General features: G+C 60.0%; 12 protein-coding genes and 2 pseudogenes. 7 read left to right on the forward strand and 7 right to left on the reverse strand.

The window, feature by feature from the left end; all coding sequences use genetic code 11:
• Positions 1 to 846: 846 nt before the first annotated feature.
• The 3 genes from OMK73_RS38835 to OMK73_RS05275 are packed head-to-tail and all read left to right on the forward strand — an operon-like array spanning position 847 to position 2,073.
• Positions 847 to 1,311 carry a hypothetical protein gene (locus tag OMK73_RS38835; protein ID WP_420715477.1) on the forward strand — a complete coding sequence of 155 codons (465 nt, stop codon included), beginning with the start codon at positions 847 to 849 and terminating at the stop codon, positions 1,309 to 1,311.
• Positions 1,312 to 1,367: 56 nt separating this feature from the next.
• Positions 1,368 to 1,685, forward strand: a complete 318-nt coding sequence (locus tag OMK73_RS05270) for a hypothetical protein (protein ID WP_267601073.1) — start codon at positions 1,368 to 1,370, stop codon at positions 1,683 to 1,685.
• Between the two features lie 55 nt (positions 1,686 to 1,740).
• A complete protein-coding gene (locus OMK73_RS05275) occupies positions 1,741 to 2,073 on the forward strand; it encodes a hypothetical protein (RefSeq protein ID WP_267601074.1) in 333 nt (110 codons plus the stop codon).
• Between the two features lie 637 nt (positions 2,074 to 2,710).
• On the opposite strand, the gene OMK73_RS05280 is transcribed toward OMK73_RS05275, so the two are convergent.
• Positions 2,711 to 2,917: a hypothetical protein gene (locus tag OMK73_RS05280; RefSeq protein ID WP_267601075.1), complete on the reverse strand. Its 207-nt coding sequence runs from the start codon at positions 2,915 to 2,917 to the stop codon at positions 2,711 to 2,713.
• Between the two features lie 2,769 nt (positions 2,918 to 5,686).
• Between OMK73_RS05280 and OMK73_RS05285 the strand changes: the two genes are divergently transcribed.
• Entirely contained in the window at positions 5,687 to 6,637 is a 951-nt protein-coding gene (locus OMK73_RS05285) for a YihY/virulence factor BrkB family protein (RefSeq protein ID WP_267601352.1), read from the forward strand.
• A 2,235-nt stretch (positions 6,638 to 8,872) separates the two neighbouring features.
• Here OMK73_RS05285 and OMK73_RS05290 read toward each other — a convergent pair.
• Both OMK73_RS05290 and OMK73_RS05295 read right to left on the reverse strand, forming a co-directional pair.
• Positions 8,873 to 9,436, reverse strand: a complete 564-nt coding sequence (locus tag OMK73_RS05290; RefSeq protein ID WP_267601076.1) for a phasin family protein — start codon at positions 9,434 to 9,436, stop codon at positions 8,873 to 8,875.
• Between the two features lie 202 nt (positions 9,437 to 9,638).
• Entirely contained in the window at positions 9,639 to 9,806 is a 168-nt protein-coding gene (locus tag OMK73_RS05295) for a hypothetical protein (RefSeq protein WP_267601077.1), read from the reverse strand.
• Positions 9,807 to 10,936: 1,130 nt separating this feature from the next.
• Between OMK73_RS05295 and OMK73_RS05300 the strand changes: the two genes are divergently transcribed.
• The gene (locus OMK73_RS05300) at positions 10,937 to 11,077 is read left to right on the forward strand and encodes a hypothetical protein (RefSeq protein ID WP_267601078.1); all 141 of its coding nucleotides are present in this window, start codon (positions 10,937 to 10,939) and stop codon (positions 11,075 to 11,077) included.
• Positions 11,078 to 11,344: 267 nt separating this feature from the next.
• Here the strand turns inward: OMK73_RS05300 and OMK73_RS05305 are convergent, their stop codons facing one another.
• From OMK73_RS05305 to OMK73_RS05315, 3 genes and pseudogenes are all read right to left on the reverse strand, one after another.
• The gene (locus OMK73_RS05305) at positions 11,345 to 11,659 is read right to left on the reverse strand and encodes a high-potential iron-sulfur protein (RefSeq protein ID WP_267601079.1); all 315 of its coding nucleotides are present in this window, start codon (positions 11,657 to 11,659) and stop codon (positions 11,345 to 11,347) included.
• Between the two features lie 393 nt (positions 11,660 to 12,052).
• Positions 12,053 to 12,259 (reverse strand): DUF2188 domain-containing protein, encoded by a 207-nt coding sequence (locus OMK73_RS05310; RefSeq protein ID WP_324291664.1) that lies wholly within the window; start codon positions 12,257 to 12,259, stop codon positions 12,053 to 12,055.
• A 388-nt stretch (positions 12,260 to 12,647) separates the two neighbouring features.
• Positions 12,648 to 13,098, reverse strand: a pseudogene (locus tag OMK73_RS05315) (transposase); the annotation flags it as partial.
• Positions 13,099 to 13,769: 671 nt separating this feature from the next.
• On the opposite strand from OMK73_RS05315, the gene OMK73_RS05320 reads away from it, so the two are divergent.
• Positions 13,770 to 14,222, forward strand: a complete 453-nt coding sequence (locus OMK73_RS05320) for a VOC family protein (protein ID WP_267601080.1) — start codon at positions 13,770 to 13,772, stop codon at positions 14,220 to 14,222.
• Positions 14,223 to 14,699: 477 nt separating this feature from the next.
• On the opposite strand, the gene OMK73_RS05325 is transcribed toward OMK73_RS05320, so the two are convergent.
• The gene (locus OMK73_RS05325) at positions 14,700 to 15,149 is read right to left on the reverse strand and encodes a hypothetical protein (protein WP_267601081.1); all 450 of its coding nucleotides are present in this window, start codon (positions 15,147 to 15,149) and stop codon (positions 14,700 to 14,702) included.
• Between the two features lie 944 nt (positions 15,150 to 16,093).
• On the opposite strand from OMK73_RS05325, the pseudogene OMK73_RS38840 reads away from it, so the two are divergent.
• Positions 16,094 to 16,211: pseudogene (locus tag OMK73_RS38840) on the forward strand (transposase); the annotation flags it as partial.
• Positions 16,212 to 16,470 lie beyond the last annotated feature (259 nt).

Consider the following 16,470-nt stretch of genomic DNA (forward strand, 5'->3'; position numbering starts at 1 on the left):
TATCTAAGAGAGCGTCGCGGAATGCGAGCGATCCGGCATTTTAATGAATACCGGCGGCTGCGACGCGGATGAGATGGCCGGGCCCCAAAACGCTCGCTCGGCATCGCCTCTCTGTGCGGTCCCGGACATACGCCCGCAAAACGGGAATGCAACCTAGAGATCCATTGGAAGTTTGCTCGGAACCATTCTTTCACCTCGCTGCCTCCGCTCACTCCCAGCGGCGTAGGAGCAAGAGGTGGCCCACTACGAGCAAAGTCGTTTCAGCCGGAATCTCCGATACTTGCACGGTCGGGACGGGTGACGATGGTGGACGCACAGGCGTCTTTAGGGTTCCTTCAAAACGTTTGGAAAAATCTGCGCGGTTTTCTACCATGGAGGAAACATCTGCAGACGCTGCCATGCCCCGAGAAGAATTTGCTTGTGCTCCATTCCCTCCCGGTCAAACTGTCTTGGGCGATGCGATCGCCGAGGGCCCAGTTTATCCAGAAGTGGGTGACTTGGTCGCGGTGCGCAGCCGCGTGGATCCCTTGGTCGAATTCGATATGCGTCTGACGGCTTGGGGCTGGACGACGAGGTGGAAATCACGGCCGGAAACATAGTTTCGGTTCTCAAGGGAACCCCTCGGCATTGAGAGCAGGCGGGATAACGCCGCTTGCGTTGCGCTGCGGCCCAGGGGGTCTCCTTGGGATGGGGTCGTCATTCGTGTTAGGTCTTATGGCTGGGGGATGCGGTCCGTGCGAGTTGCCTAATCCACTGGGTTCTCCATGGCCTTGTCGAGCGAATCGATTTTCTTTATCCTGGAGACGCTAAGTGAGTCGGCGAGCGTCGAACTGCAATGTCCATGTCGTGCGGAACGATGATGGGAGCTGGAGCATTGCCGTTGAGGGATTGGGCCGAATCATGGAGTGCCCGTCGCGCGAAATGGCCATCCGCTTGGCAACCGACCGCGCCATCGCTGCTGGAGTGGTGCTATATGTGCATCAGGGCAACGGTCAGTTCGACTGGTGGAAGGATTTTTTCCGAAGAAAGCCGGGGACGGGCGCCCTGGCCGTTCCTAGAGGCAGCGCCAAAGCCGTCTACCGGCGCGGTAGGGTGCCAACCAAACCGCCTCGCGCTTCCATCATGCTGCGGCGCGATGAGGCTGCGCGCAATGTTGGCATCGCCGACAGCCGAAGCAGGCCAGATTTTTCGGGTGACGGATTTTCTACACGTATTGTAAAAGCTGGAAGGCGGTTCTGTCGCTTGCGTTCGGCTCGCTTACGGCCTGGAACCGCTAATCTAACAAAACCTTCGGACTCGCTGGTCAACTGAGGTTCGCCAAAGGCGAGCGCCTTCTCACCCACATCCGCATATTTGGCCTATCAGTCATGCTCACTACCGTCACTGGATCCGTGCTGCTCGAGGCGAGCCACGTCGACGGGCATCGCGAAGAGGCCCGTTTCCCCTGTGAAGTCATCGAGATGGATCTGAACTTGGTCAATCCAAGGCTAACGGTTCGAGGTATTACGGCGCGCCACGTGAGCGCGCTTAGCTGGACACCGGACCGGATCTCTTTCAGTGTTCCAGAATTCGCGCAGCTATGGACCTTTTGTCTCCGGGAACTGCCTACCGGCACCGGACCGCGCGCGGTGCGCTTCGAGTTAGCGAGCGCGTTGCCCTTTGCAAACTCGCTGGGCGATGTTTAACCCTATGTTTAACCTACTCCGTACGCCCCCGCATCCAGCTAGAGGCGCTCAGTTTATGCTTCCCCTGGAAACACGTTTGATCACCTTGGCACTCCTGTTTTGTACGATAGGGCCAGCGGTTAATGATGGCGCTATCGCAGCGACTCCCTCCGAAGGCATGGCTCGGGCCTCAGGCTGCAAAGCCTTGGTAGATATCGCCCGGGACAGCCTGCTATCGGACCTTGAGGCGGTGTGCCTACCCACGGCCGTCTCTTTCTGCGCGGAAAAGAATCGCATTGCGAGATCGATCGTCGATTACATCGACACTCAACGGCAACAGGGTGGCGACGAATGCGATACCGCCCTCGAAGTACTCGATCGGCTGCGCACCTTGCCATCGCAGCATTAGTAACGTAACCGTGTCGGCTGAGCTCATTGACCAGTGGGGCAGCGCCAGAATGCTCTGCTCGACCAGGCGACGAGATGCCGGCCCTCCACATTCAAAACAAGAGTTTGCCGGGCGCCAGAGGCACGCCATCGGCCTTCTAGGCTCCATGCGAAGTCTATCGAGCGGCCTCACTCCTCATCCCTAGTCCAAGTGGCTAATTGCATGCGCAAACCTTTCGAAGGCAATCTCCTTCCTATCAGGGAGAGCGTGAGCATGGCATCCGAGACTATCACAGCGGTCCTCAATTGGCAGAGCGCCGATTTCTAGCAGACCGTGGCTGCGTTCCACACACACCACATCGATTTTGTGATCCAGTCAGAAGAGGGCTGGTATGAGGTGATGCTGGTCGGGTCCCCGCCCGTCTGGCTGTATCTCGTTCCTCGTGCTGCTACACGCCGGGGAGCACTTCCTGCGATGATCCCGGCGCCCCGGTGGCTATGGGGCATTCTCGATACCGACTTTGAGGCTGCCTAATCGTCGATGGATGACGATCGAGGAAGCAGCGGGCTCCAAGTATGATGCTAAGGCCAAGCGCAAGCCCAATTGCCCTCGCCGGCTGATCCGTGATCAGCGCGGTAACGCGCTCATTGCATTGGGATCACCCAATTCCCCATCGTTCGGCGATAGACCCCACCGAATTCACCCCTACCACCGTTTTTAGAAGATCCTGCTTCGCTTGTTGCAATGACGCTCCAGATAGCGAGTGGACGCGCTGTAGGAAGTCGTCCAATGCGGTTTCGAGAAGGGCGTTCCGGTTCCCGTGGTCGGCCGGCTCACGGTGAAATGCATCGTCATTCGGTTCCATTCAGGTCTCCTGGCGGAGGTTAGCCGGGTGAAACTGATGACGGAAGCCACGCTGGAATCCGCACCATGACGTAAAGCGGCCGTCGAAGCCACCCCTGGGGAATTTGGCTGGCCTGATGCCGCCGGGATCGGGAATCACTTTGGGTTCAGAGTGAGAGTCCGGGGTCGGCGCTGGCGGAATCCTGCTGGCCGTGGCTGAGGGCCCCACGCGGCGGGAATTGCCCTTGTTTTGGGCGGGTCCCCGCTTATTTGAAGCCCTCGACGATATCCCGCTCGCATCGATGTCGATGCTCCGCGTCCTTGCCGCACGAGCTATCGGCGATCCCCCACGCCCAGTCAATCCGCAGGCGGCAGAGCCCGCTGGATCGGGGAGGACGTGTAGTACACCTATCCAAGGCTCCCCGGCGACGCTGTGGCCACGCTATGCTCGAACTCCGTAGGCCAGAAGTCGCTGATTCCGGCTGCATGGGCCGTGGCGCCGGTATGCGTAGAAAAATGCTTGGTCGGAAATGACCGCGGGCAGGCCAAGGGGTTGATGTTGACCTTAGCGGGCCTTGGCATCCGGAACTCTGGTCTGGTCGATAGCGCCCCCACCGGTGCCTTTGCGTTCCCACCCGTGGAGGCCATCTCTGTCGGCCTTCCCGGCGCTCTCCGATGCCGGCTTTGGCTTGCCGTGTAGGGTACTGCCGGCACATCGTGGGGATTTTTGGCGAGCCCACCGGGGTTGGTGGACGTGGCTCCGCCCGGCGTGTTACCGGGCGGCCGGCCGGGACCGGGAGTGATGTTGCTTCCCTTGGGGCCCTGGTCGGTACGTACCTCTGATGGCTGGGCCACGGCAAGGCCTGCCGCACCTAGCAGAGCGGAGATGCTGGCAAATAGCAGCATACGTTGCATATTCTTCTCCTTCACTACAGCAAGCCGATGCGTCAGGGCGTCGACGACGCGCCTCGTGCCATTGGCGGGCCTTGTACGAAGGGAGCCAGCAATTTACGCGCCAGCGACTCTGCAGATGCGACTATCCGTATCGATACACCAGCGTTCCTGCGACTGTCATTCTCACCCATCCGGGGAGACCTTGCTCCGGAGTCCCGCTCGCACTAGGGAGCTTTGAGGTCCTCCGTTTGCAGAAATGTTCGGCAAATCCAGCCGAGTTTGTATTTTAAGTGTTGCAAATCTATATGCCGCGTTCCCGCCACCAGCTAACTGCCGAGCGCCCTTGCCGCGGTGCGGCAAACATGCTTGGGGTGTGGTCGCGCCTGGCGATCACCGAAACATGCACCTAGCGTTCCAGCACGCGGTGCAGTAGCCACAAGACGTAAGGGGGCCATGGCGGCGCAGGTGGGGTGGACGCTGATCCGGCGGAGGCGGTACTAAAAAAGTCATGTCAAATCTTGATATTTTGTGTCGGGCGGGACTGAATGAGTCTCCCCGCGGCGGGCGGAAACCACCAGGCCCGTGTGGTCAGGATCGCTCTTGACCAACATCGGCGTTGCCGCTTGATCAAAAGCACTTCTTGTATCCGTGCAAGCGCCATAGCCTCACCACCCGCCGAAGTGGGACGAGGGCCGGTGAGCTATTCCCGCACGACCGGGGCCGATCGCGTTGGGGGAGATGAGAGCAAAATAGAAGTAGCCTCAATAACACGCGCGAAGGCATCCGCGAAGCCTCGAAGCCTCGAAGGGATAGGTTCTCAAAGTTTCAAGCGTTTTCAGTGCATCAACAGGCACTCAAAACGGGGCCCTGGATCTCTGAGGGGATTCTCTATGGAACGCAAGACACGGCAGCCCAATGGCGGAACCCATATCACGCCGCAGGCGAATACTCTCTCCGACAGAAACACGAATATCGCTTTGGTCCAGGCTGTAATGCAGAGCTTGACTGAAGCGCTTGCGAGTGGACGAATGTGGCGTGTGGTGATAGCGTTGGCTTGTCTGATGCTGCTTTCCCATTCTTCGCCACGAACTTCGCCCGATCGCGATATTCACCGCAGAAAACCCGAATAATTACGCGACCCCCGTCGACAGTGGACTCCTGGTCAGAACGGTGTAAGGCAGCAAGGGTTGTACCGTAGGACTCGTTCGTGATCCGTCCGACGCGATGCATGGGTGGTCCGTGCGATCCTCCTGGTGATTTGCGGTGGCTTGACCAAGCGGCAACAGATGGCTTGGCGCTCACAGCAAGCGCACGTACTTCCGCAATCCGGGCTGCCTCGCTCAATGTAGCGTCTGCCCTGTGTGTGGGGGCGCGGCCGGCTTGCAAAGGTCGCAATCGCCCAACCAGCGCTTCCTCGTGAACTACGGCGACCATTATTGCGATGGAGAGCCAATTGCATCCAGTTTTGTCGGGCGGTCAGCAAGCGCTTTGTCCCATCCCTGCGGGGAGCAGCCTCAAAATCGAACGAGCCAACCACTCTCATGACAGCAGTTTCCGGCGAACGACGCCGGTTCGTATGCTACGACCCTACGACCGGGAGAGCGCACCAAGCCGGGGGCTTCGCGGCGACAGGCGGAACGCATTCACGGGCATTGAGGGATGCCATCGTCCGATGTGGGATCGGAGCCGGGCTCCCGGTTCAGCCGGCGTACCAAATTTTCGAACCGTCGTCCCAGTCTCCCCCACAAATATGGCGCCACGCGCTCGCCCGCTTGCATACACGTAGGATGCACGCCGCTACTTAGGCATGGTGGGGTAGTCGATGGTGAGGGAAAGGCGGTTGGACGTCCTTGTTCTGGGCGCTGCCCTGTTGTTTCGTGTTCCGAAGGAGCCGATCATGACGCCAATTCCCCGACTGATATACCGACAGTGCTTAGTTCTGCTCAAGGACACGGTCACTGCGTGGCGCGAGGATTACGCGCCCAGCATGGGAGCCGCCATTGCGTACTACACTGTGTTCTCGATCGCCCCGCTGCTATTGATCGTGATATCGGTCGCAGGTGTTGTCTACGGAGCGGATGCGGCGCGTGGCGCGGTCGCTGCCCAGTTGCAGGACTTACTGGGCACCGACGGTGCGCAGGCCGTGGAGGCCATGTTGCTGGCGGTCAGCGAACCCCGCGCCAGCACCTTGACGGCGCTGCTGGGATTCGTGGCTTTGCTGGTGGGCGCCACGACCGTCTTCGCCGAGTTGCAGAGCGCCCTTGACCGAATCTGGCGGGTGCCGGAGCGCCAGAAGTATGCCGGTCTCTGGGAGTTGCTGCGCGCCCGCGTGCTGTCATTCGGCATGATCCTAGGCATCGGCTTTCTCCTGATCGTCTCGTTGCTCGCCAGTGCCGGCGTGGCGGCGCTGGGCGGCGTTTGGTGGCCTCTTTTCGGCGAGGTAGAGGCAATCGCGCATGCCGTGGACTTCCTCGTCAGCCTCGCTCTGGTGACTACGGTGTTCGCCATGATCTACAAGGTCATGCCGCGCGCCAGAGTGCACTGGCGAGACGTATGGCTGGGTGCCTTCGTCACCTCCGTGCTCTTTGCGATCGGTAAGGTCTTGATCGGTCTCTATATCGGAAAGAGCGGCGTGGCCAACGCCTATGGGGCCGCAGGCTCTTTGGTGGTATTGCTTCTGTGGGTGTATTATTCAGCCCAGATTTTCCTGCTGGGCGCAGAGTTTACCTGGTTATATGCGCACCGCTTCGGCTCGCTCCGAGGGGAAGCAGCTTCGCCGCCTACAGTCGAGGTCCTTCCAGGTCGCTTCATCGAATCAACCGAAGGTTCGGCACACCGCGAACAATGACACGGCTCCGCTGGACCTCTTGTACCGAACCTGCCCCTAGCGCGGTACAGGCACGGCCAAGCGGCAGTACCAGCAAGGACCGTGATACACGGCCCACTGGCCGCCGGTATGCGACCGTTCGCGTCCGCAAAGGACGTGCCAACTGGCCCGGCCTGGCCGCTCGAAGATCTCGGTCTACGCGCAGGCCGTTCCTACGGCGCGGGGCTACCCGCCGCGTCGCGGAATACGTGTGGCTGAGTCCGCATAGCAGGGTCAGCATCGCCAGCGGCACGCGGGCCACTCGCCGGCCGCCAGCAAAAGCTGATCAGCTCCATGCCCTACCAGCGCGGAGCAGTGATCTTGCCCGCAACTGTGACATACCATTCCGGAGCGGTCCCGAAAGCGCTTTGCCGCGTACTTCTACGCTCCCTGTCTGGGCCCGCGCGCCATCGAGTCCTACCAGGGGGCAGGCAGGCAATCACGGGACTCCAGACCACAACGAGCCTGGGTTCAGTTTGGCCGTGCGTTTGCACATTACCTCTAGCGCACGGCATCGAATAGATGCATCCTTGGCGCTGTCGCCAGGCAAAATTGAGGGGTAGGTCTATGACGCAGCGAGCACGGGATCTTTATCGGAGTTCCAATGGCGACCGGTGGTCACTAGTTCGCGACCTAGATTCAGGACGCGTGTTCATCCGACATGAGCCCAACCTGTCATCGGGGGGCCAGACATCCGAAACTGCCGTCGGCGATTTCCTCGTATGCGGCGCGCACGGACCACAGCATGCCGAGTTGTTACGGCTTATAGGAACGCTTGTCGATCCCGGCTGACGTCGGTGAGCGGGCACTGCAAGAAGACCGCCCAAAGGGTAAAGGTCTATCTCCCCGCGCCGCTCGTCCCGCGCACGGTGGCGCGGTAGCCTTACCGCCCGTATAGGCACTGGCCGCAATCCGCCGGATCAGCAGAAACTGCCGCCTGACAATCGGCCGCGATTAGCCTTCGTATTAAGCAATATCTCAGACCTCGGTCGCCTCTATTTACAACCGGGAACGAGCCAACCCAAGCGCCGCCGCCAGGAGTGTTTACGGGACCTTCAGCAATGCTTCGTCCTGCATGACGCGATAGTTCGACAGCGACCCACTGGATTCCGCGTAGAGAGTCAATACAGCTCGGAATTGCGGGCCGGCTGCAGCTTTCGCGGCTGCTTTAGCAAACGGGGAGAGCTGCAGGTATGGTATGACGCAATTGGGCAAGGCCAGTGTTCATTTCTTCGTTGCACGAATAATCCCGGCGATCTCCGCTCGGGAGATTTCGGCCCTGTCACCCATCTCCAACCCATCAAATGTGATGATAGCTTCATCACCCCGTCCGATACCAATGATCCCGCCGATCCATTCGTCGGTGGCCTGTCCATCCTTGAGGAGTAAATTAAACTCTACACGTGCCTAAAGCGTCCAGTTCAGGGGCTACGTGCATTCGGATAGATGCATCTGACAGGATGACTTCCTTGCGCTTCAGTCGGGCGCAGAGTCGTAGATTTCGGCCCTCAGGTCATGCTCAAACTCCACCGGCCAAAACTCACGAAGGCCGGCCGCATACAGCATGCACACGCTAGTCTTGGCCAGACGTACGCTAATGAGCCGGACTTCCCCGTGGCGCCATCTATCGAATCCCATACTGCGAAATCGCCCGCAATGAAGCCACAACGGCGGCACGCGCGCGAAAAGGCCTCTCGTTCTTCAGTTGGGAAGGCGTCAAAATTTGTCATGGTGCCACTACCGCTATCGCCATACATTCGTGGCCTCATATGTCAGGACTGAGAAGGAACTGAACGATCTACACGCAGGCTCTCCCCGGCTTAAGATGCGTGGCGAAGCGATCCCATGGCCCGCTTGCACGCGTCTCGCGGGCATGCTAACCGCGCCATTGCCATCCTTCGCGATCAGCTTCTAGACCGTTTCGGTGCGGGGTTCGGCAAATCGCCCTTGGGTCCCGAAGGAGAATCAGCGGTGGGGGGACGGCGCTGCGTCCTGCTGACGGCATGGGCGCCACGGAAGTAATTCGGCCGCGCCCCCGCAGCCGATCGCGCCGACGGGCCCTGCTGCCTGGACTCGCGGACCACCTCGTCTTCCCTGAAACGGCATAGCCGCCGCGACGCCGCATCGGAACGATCGATTCGGTATGCCTAATCCTTTCGTTAACAATCCCCGGTGCCGGTTACACCGGATGCGGGCGCACCCGAAGAGAGCCGATCGTTACTTCCTGGCGGCGCGCGACGCGTCATCAATTCCTTGCTTAGCCCCTCTTGACGCAGCGCTGCTAGCAGCGTTGAAGTTATGTTCGGCAACTTCGATCGCCTGCTTCACGGTCTGGTACATTGTTTCGGACAACTGGTTGTTGGCGCTGATCACCGACGTCAGTGCCGCAACGGCGGGTTCCGAACCCGCCGGCGCGCTGTTCGCGAGGTTGTCGACGAGCTCTTGCATCCTGCGGTTGTGTGCTTCGTATTGCGCCTTGGCGACCTTGGCGACTTCGGCTTGCGTGGCCGACGCGATGTCGTACAGATGACGGCTGTACGACAGCACCCGCTCGCCGATCGGCTGTAACAGACTGATTTGCAGTGCGAGCAGCTCTTGCTGATCTTTCACGAATAACGCTTTCTGCGTGTTTTCCTGCGCTTCCGCCAGCGCGGACTTCATCACTTGCAGATTCAGGTCGAGCAGTTTCTCGAAGCCTGTGAAGGCCTTGTTCGTCAAACCAAACAGGATGGCGAGACTGGCTTGTTGCGCGGCGGCGATTTGCTCGGGGGACGGATTCATCATGAAGCTCCTGAAATTCGACCCGACGCGCGTCCTGGGATATTGGACGACGATGCGCTTCTGCGACAGGTTGTGTTCATGGATCGATTGGAGGCGAACACTCGCGCGAGTTCAGGCGCTAAGGCCACCATCAGTACGGGCATCAAGCGAAGCACTCGCCTGTCGCGTTGTCATGCGAGGCGCGTACGGCATCTCCAGCCGCTTAGCGGATTCGCGCGATGGCGTTGGGGACGGCACCGCCCCGGGCGGTGATGCAGGGCCGTCGGTGCCCAGATTCGAATCTCTCCAGGCTGACAAGCTGGTGTTCGAGGAGGGTGTCAAGATCCGCGCGATCCAGTTCAGTGTGATCTTGGACGTCGTTGATCAGCATGAGGGTTGCCACTTCATGAGGGCTCAGCATCCTTGTCTCCGATGTTTGAAATGTTAGGTCTGCTGGGAAGCGTCAATGACCGTCGTCGCGCCGGGCGCTTGGCCCGTGCGGTGAAGGCTTCGACCTCGCTGCGAGGTCCTTGACCACCGGACGCCTACCGCGCGTTCCGGGAATGTTCATTCAATACCGCCCTATACGAATTATCAAGGCGTGACATGAAAATTTTAAGACAGCCTTCGCCAGATCGGCGTCCACCCTCGTGTGGCGCCCTGGATCGCCTTACGCCTTCCGGACCTCCCTGCGCCATTGCCGAACTGCCATGCACTGTGTACTTGAAAGCGAGGCATCGCTATCCTAGATTGTGACGACATGTTGCCGCTCAACCATGTTGCGACGCAGGATAGACGGGAGGAAGGGGTGATTGACTCGGCGGTACCGCCGGAGTGGCAGTAGAGGCCGATGGCCCGGCGTCTCTCCGGTCGGTGAGTCCGACAGCACGGCTTGCCGGCGGCAACGCGGTGAATGCGTATCCGGAAAGGGGGAAAGGGGACTGCCTTCGCAACTGAGAATTTTCCTGAGCACACCTGTATTTTGATGACAAGAGGCCAAAATGAAAAACGCTCTTCTCCTTTCCCGTATCCTTGCATTGACGGTCGTTCTTGCGATGCCAGTAATGGCTCAGCAAGCGCCGCAAAATGCACCTAACCCCAGTGCGCCTCCTGAAGGGGGAACTGCTGCTGGCGCCGCCCGCGGGAATACTCCTGCGGCTAGCGACATGGGCACTCCAGGCCGCATGAAGATGTCCCAGCCGAAGCAGAAGAAGCACTCCCCGCCAAGAAGCCCCGTCAGCAGGACGCCGCGCCGGCCCCCACCGCTGATTCTCCTTCGGGGCCTAAAGGCGACTCGCCGAGCCCAGCTCCGAAGCAATAGCCGTCGGTTTGACGGCAGCATTTGGAAGGACCAGCCGCGCCGCCCGAAAGGAGGTGGCAGTCAAAAATGCTGCGATTGCACATTTCTGCCGAGGGCCTACTGCGCGTTGCGAGTCAGAGGACTACCGCTGCATAGTTTCTGGCGCGTAAATTGCTAGTCCCCCTCATTGAAGGCCTTACCCTACCGGAGTTCGAATGCGAATGAACAATCTCGCGGACTCCGGCGACGCAATCGAGCCGCAGGCTTCGGACCATGGCGCTACGCGCATCGCGGACGTGCTGACACTCACCGGCCTCGTCATAGCGTGCCTCCCGCCGGCGATGGTGTCGATGCTTGCGTGATTGGACTCCCTGCCGGAACCAGTCAGCATCTTTCGCTCCTACGCACCCGTCTCGTTGTGTGCCAATGCGCTACCAATGTCATCTGCCTGGCTGGACGGCCGAGATGGTGATTTGCGGCAGACAGAGCTACTGCCGCGTGACGCGTGGATTTTCCCTGGCACCGTTGCGCACGGCCGGCGGGCGCCGCTAACGCGGCCCGGTGGAGAAGCGACGCGTCATCCGCCGCGCGCTCGTATGCGGGCTAAAAGATCACTCCTCATGGATTTCTCAAGCCTTTTTTACATAAGAGTTGCACCAGCCGTTTGCCGCAACTTGTTTGCCGCCGAAGATGGGGCACGGTCCCCATGCATCGCTGGCCTTTCCTTGAAACAATTGGCAGTTGCTGCACTTCTGACTTACCTCGTGTTTTGGAAACTTAGCCCTATCGACTTTTCCTGTGTCGTGCTTGTATCCAAGCGAAACGGCTTGCGGATCGTTTTCGTCAAGCTTCGCCGCTTGCGCGCCTGCGGGGGTCTCAATCCCGGCCACCGCGACCGTTACGACGCCTGATATGCCCTTTAGAAATGTTCGTCGAGTAGTCATGGTTGCACCTCCTATCGAGAAATCGTTGGCACTTTGCGTGCGCGGCAAGCTCCCTTTCACATTAATAGGCAATCGCGCCGCGAACGCAAGCGAACGAGGTCATGTTGATAGTGTTCGAGTGAGAACTGAAAATGGGGTAGTGCATCTGGATGGCAACGTTCAAAGCGATTCAGAGAGCCTGCGGTCCGTCCACCTCGCCCCGTCGATCCTACGTGGTCCGTGCACTGGATGGTGTGCAATCAGTGGGTCGGAATAACCGCGCTGGTATGAGGGGTCCCTCATCTGAAGCTGACAGTCTTGACATCGGCGGGGCCGTCAAAAGTGGCCCCCGTAGCTTCCGTCCTCTCTCACCCATCCCTCACACACGAGGGGCTGGTGGCATCACAATCTATCTTAACGGTCAGTTGTCGGGGCCACTATTGAAGCGGACTTGGCCATCGCTACCATGCACCAGCAACTCCACTTTTTCGCGCTCGGCAAGAGCGCTTTGATCGCGTCTTCCTGGGTTTCATAATGGAATCGTGCACGCAGCGCCCCTTCCTGCCTAACGTCCCAGCCTCTGCCGTGAGGTATGACATGGAAATTGCCCTTGTGTGTCATGGCGATCTCCTAGAAAACAACCTCCGTGACGCCGCCCACGGAAGTGGCTGCCGAATGTACCGCAGCAGGCCGCTCGGATCCTCGATGATCAGGTCTGCTCCGTTGCGGGCCGCTATGGCGCTTCCGACACTTAAAGCTTCGCCTGCTTCAATCGCAGTGGCCGCACCATATGTTTTCACGACCCAACCGGTGAGCACTGCACAAACCATAATGCCTCTTCGCATCTCACTTCCTCTTGAAGGGAGATGCCTAAAGCGTAGGCGAGGCTTGTAAAAAATGCCGTCGGACACCGTCCTACCAAGTGGACTGCACCTGCCTTGTCTCTGGCATACCGTCAGCGTCGGCTCGAGTCCATCAATTCGGTAGGTCATGGTGGCGGCCAATAGCGCTAGACGGCATGAGCAATCGGATCCATATGACACCCGAGATTGGCAAGGCGTTTGAGCAGGCGGCGGATGGTCTTCTCGGCATGATGGCGGTCGAAGTAACCAGGGCCAAGGTCGGCGTACTCAACGCCATCCCGAAGCATGTGGTAAGCGGCGGTGAGCATGGAAGCAGCTACGGCGAGGAGGCCCTCTTGGCGCCGCGCCGCGTCGGCCCTTGATGCGCAGGAACTGGGCGCGCAGATAGCTGGTCTTGACGCGCACCGCGGCCCAGGCGGCGGTCACCAAAGCGGTTTTGAGCCAGGTGCCGCTCTTGCGCACCTGTGTGCTGAGGCGTTTGCCGGCGCTCTCGTCATTGCGCGGGCACAGGCCCGCCCAAGACACCAGATGGCCGGCATCGGGAAAACGCGTCATGTCGACGCCGATCTCCGCCAACAGGTAGCGACAGCCGATAGCGTCGCGCGGCCTGTGTTCGTCAGCCTCTGGCGCCATCGAGCAGGTCGCGCGCGTTCAGAAATCGCATAGGCAATCTCTGGGTTGCGATCCACCGGCCGCGGAAATACGAAACTTCATCGGGGAGAAGTAGCCGGATATCTTGAACCCGGAATTCGCGATCTGCGATGACGCTGCGCGGCAGCGCGATGGCTTTTATCAGATCGTGGATAGATATGGACGTAGGGAACATTGGGATTGCGATTCGCATCCCGATGCTCGCCGCCACACGCGAGGCCATGCCATGGAACGTGAACTCAAGCTGAACTGCAGGAAGACCAGATCGACCGCTTGCGCGACTTACCCGCGCTGTCGTCACTGCGCATAGGCCCCGACGACAAGAAGCTGGGCTCTAACCCTCATAAACACGCTGTCAGTGTCTTGCCCTATCACTACGTACTTCAGGCCGCCCCGGGGTTTCAGGTGGGCTGCTCACGGGCAGCGCGCCAACTGTTGCGGCCACCGCTCTGCCCCCATCGCCCCGGCACCAACCTCATAATTTCCTCTTTCGATTGGCCAATGATGTTGAATGAGATCCTCATCGTTAGACCGCTATGGCAGGCATTCTGTGCCGTGCCGCTTGCCCGGGACCGGGAAGTCCGTCCCTTTCATTCGTTAGAACTCAAGGAGACATCATGACGGTCAAGCGTATGGACAACGTCGGCATCGTTGTAGAAGACATCGATGCCGCCATTGAGTTTTTCACCGAACTTGGCCTCGAGCTCGAGGGGCGCGCCCCAATCGAAGGAGACTGGGCAGATGGCGTAACTGGATTGCGCAACATGCGCGTCGAGATTGCCATGATGCGTACGCCGGACGGTCACAGCCGGATCGAGATGTCCCGATTCCTTGCGCCGCCTGTGGTTGCCGATCACCGCAGCGCCCCGGTGAACGCTCTCGGTTACCTACGCGTCATGTTCACCGTGGAGGACATCGACGATACGCTCGCCCGGCTCGGCAAACGCGGCGCGGAGCTCGTCGGCGAAGTGGTCCAGTACCAAGACACGTATCGGCTCTGCTACATCCGGGGCCCCGAAGGAATTCTCATCGGCCTCGCCCAAGAGCTCGGGCAGCAGGCTTACCGATGAGCACATGTGACAGGTACAGACCTGATCGGGGGCGTACTCGCGGGGGCTATTTAGAATGTCCGCTTCCAGACACATCAGAATTTCCTCTCGATAGACCTATACGCGTAACGCCTTTATCGGACGGGAGCGCGCCAGGGAGGATCGAGGGTTGATCACCATGAGTCTGCGCGAAATTGACCGCTTCAAGGTCATTCAGGCAACGGCCGAGGGCCTGCTGGCGCAATGGCGTGCCGCGGAGCGCCTTGATTTGATCCGGGCGTCCAACGCTTGCGAGCCGATGGCCCCATGGGGGCTTGCTGTCGCGCCAGCGTGGACAGCCAGGCCAACGCCGACGCCAAGGATGCGCGAAGCTAAGGCACGCATGGTAATCCCGGAGATTACGCCGATTTCGGCCGGACGGTGGCCTGCGACAATGCCCCTACCGTGAACCGACGTCAAGCGGCAAGGAGTCCCGCCAAGATCTCCACGATATCTGCATTAGGTTTCTGGAGCCGCATCCCATTTTGGCCTCATTTCCTTGCCCCATTTCGTCGGATCTTCGTTGTGCATTTTCTCCATCATTTTTGCTACGTCCGGATGCTTCTCCAAGACGTGCTTCGTCATGACATTGACCATCTCGTCCCAAGAACTGGCCGACAACTTTTCGTCGCATTTCCCGCCGAGTTCCCTGCACGTCATCGTTTTCATAGGGTCCGCTCCAAAAGGGGACTTGGGCGGGCGTAGCCTGCGCGGCACCCAGATGCCTGCGCCGACCCACGTTAGGTCGACGTATTCGGCCAGCACGTAGAGTTCCTGCCCGGCGCCCTGCCCAAACGAGAACGCGCCGCCGCCGACGCGGACCTGCCAGTCCACCTGCTTGCTGCCCGTGCCATCACGATGCACGAAGCTGAGCAGTTTGCCGATCCCATTGGCTTCATATCCGCGCAACCCTGGAACGTGTCTCGGCGAACTGATTCAGATCGACTGCGGCGATCACGCAGGGTTCGAGGCTCCAGCCGATATTAAGAAAAAGCAAAGATTCCAAGGTTTGATAAGTGCACGCAAAGTCCGAATTCCCTATAGGACATAATAGGACATTCGCGGGGTAGCAGTATTTCTGGTAACCCCGGTGTCGTGACTGGCCCGGTCGCTTGCGACGACTGCTATTGGCGAATGTGCCGGAAGGCGGCGTGTGGCCGGTCCCGGTCCTTCTCCACGCTAAAAAAGCCTCCGTCGTGTCCGGCCGGCTCCATCTCCCGAAGTGGCCCCCATCATACAAAGAGCAGCTCGCACTGATAGGCCGCCGATTGCCCGACGCTGGCCTGCGAAAAGCGGCGCGAGCGACACGGCGTTCACTTAGCCAACGAGACGGTGCGGCGGATCATGGGTTCGCTGGGGGTGCAACGTGATGCTATTTTCTTCCGCAAGGGACAGTATTGGGGTTCCGCCGGCGTTACAGCGGGCATCCCATGGTGTGGTGGCTGCCACGTCATTCCTGAATATCTCGCCCGGGCATTCGACCCCAACTACGCCGTTCGGCCGCCAGCGCGGACGCCGCCGACCTCACCGGGACCATGTTGCTGTCGATCCCCCACAACGCCATCAGCAATCAGAAAGGCGGCCTGGTCCTGTTCGGGCCGACGGTATGCCTGCCATCGGCACCGGGGACGGCGGCGGCGGTGGCGATCCGTCCGGCAGTCAGCGGCGAACCGTGCCGAAGGCACGCTCTGCGCGGCATCGTCGCCATGCAATGCAGACGGCCTGACGCCGCCGGTGTTCGGCTACGGCCACGTTGCCGACGCGCTGCGCCATCATCGACGGCTATGCGTGCCGCTGCAGTGCGATTCCAGAGCTGCAGGGATGGTATTTCCCACGACGGCGATGGTTGCCTGGCCGCTGGCGAGGCCAAGGGATTCAAAGGGCCGCCACCTCGCGGCGTGGCTTGGTCTGGTACCGAGGCGACAATCTTCATCCGGCGGTAGATCGCGACTCTGTGTCATCAGGAAGCGGCGTGCACATCGCTGTGCACCATGTTGATTCCTGTCGCTCGCTCCGCTCCGATTCGTCTGAACGCCAAGTGGGGCCCCGAGTTGACTAATCTGGATATCGCCCGCCTGCATTGGGGCAGGCAAGTAACGCGAGGCAGCATGGATTGGTTCCCTACCGCCGCGGTAGGACAGGTCAGCGCGTTCGGCTCTAGAGGCGGCGGCGCGCTCCGAAGGCGGCGCAATTAGTTGCGAGATCCGTAGTGACACACCCAGCCACACGG

It is taken from the genome of Cupriavidus sp. D39, assembly GCF_026627925.1.
Classification (GTDB): domain Bacteria; phylum Pseudomonadota; class Gammaproteobacteria; order Burkholderiales; family Burkholderiaceae; genus Cupriavidus; species Cupriavidus ulmosensis.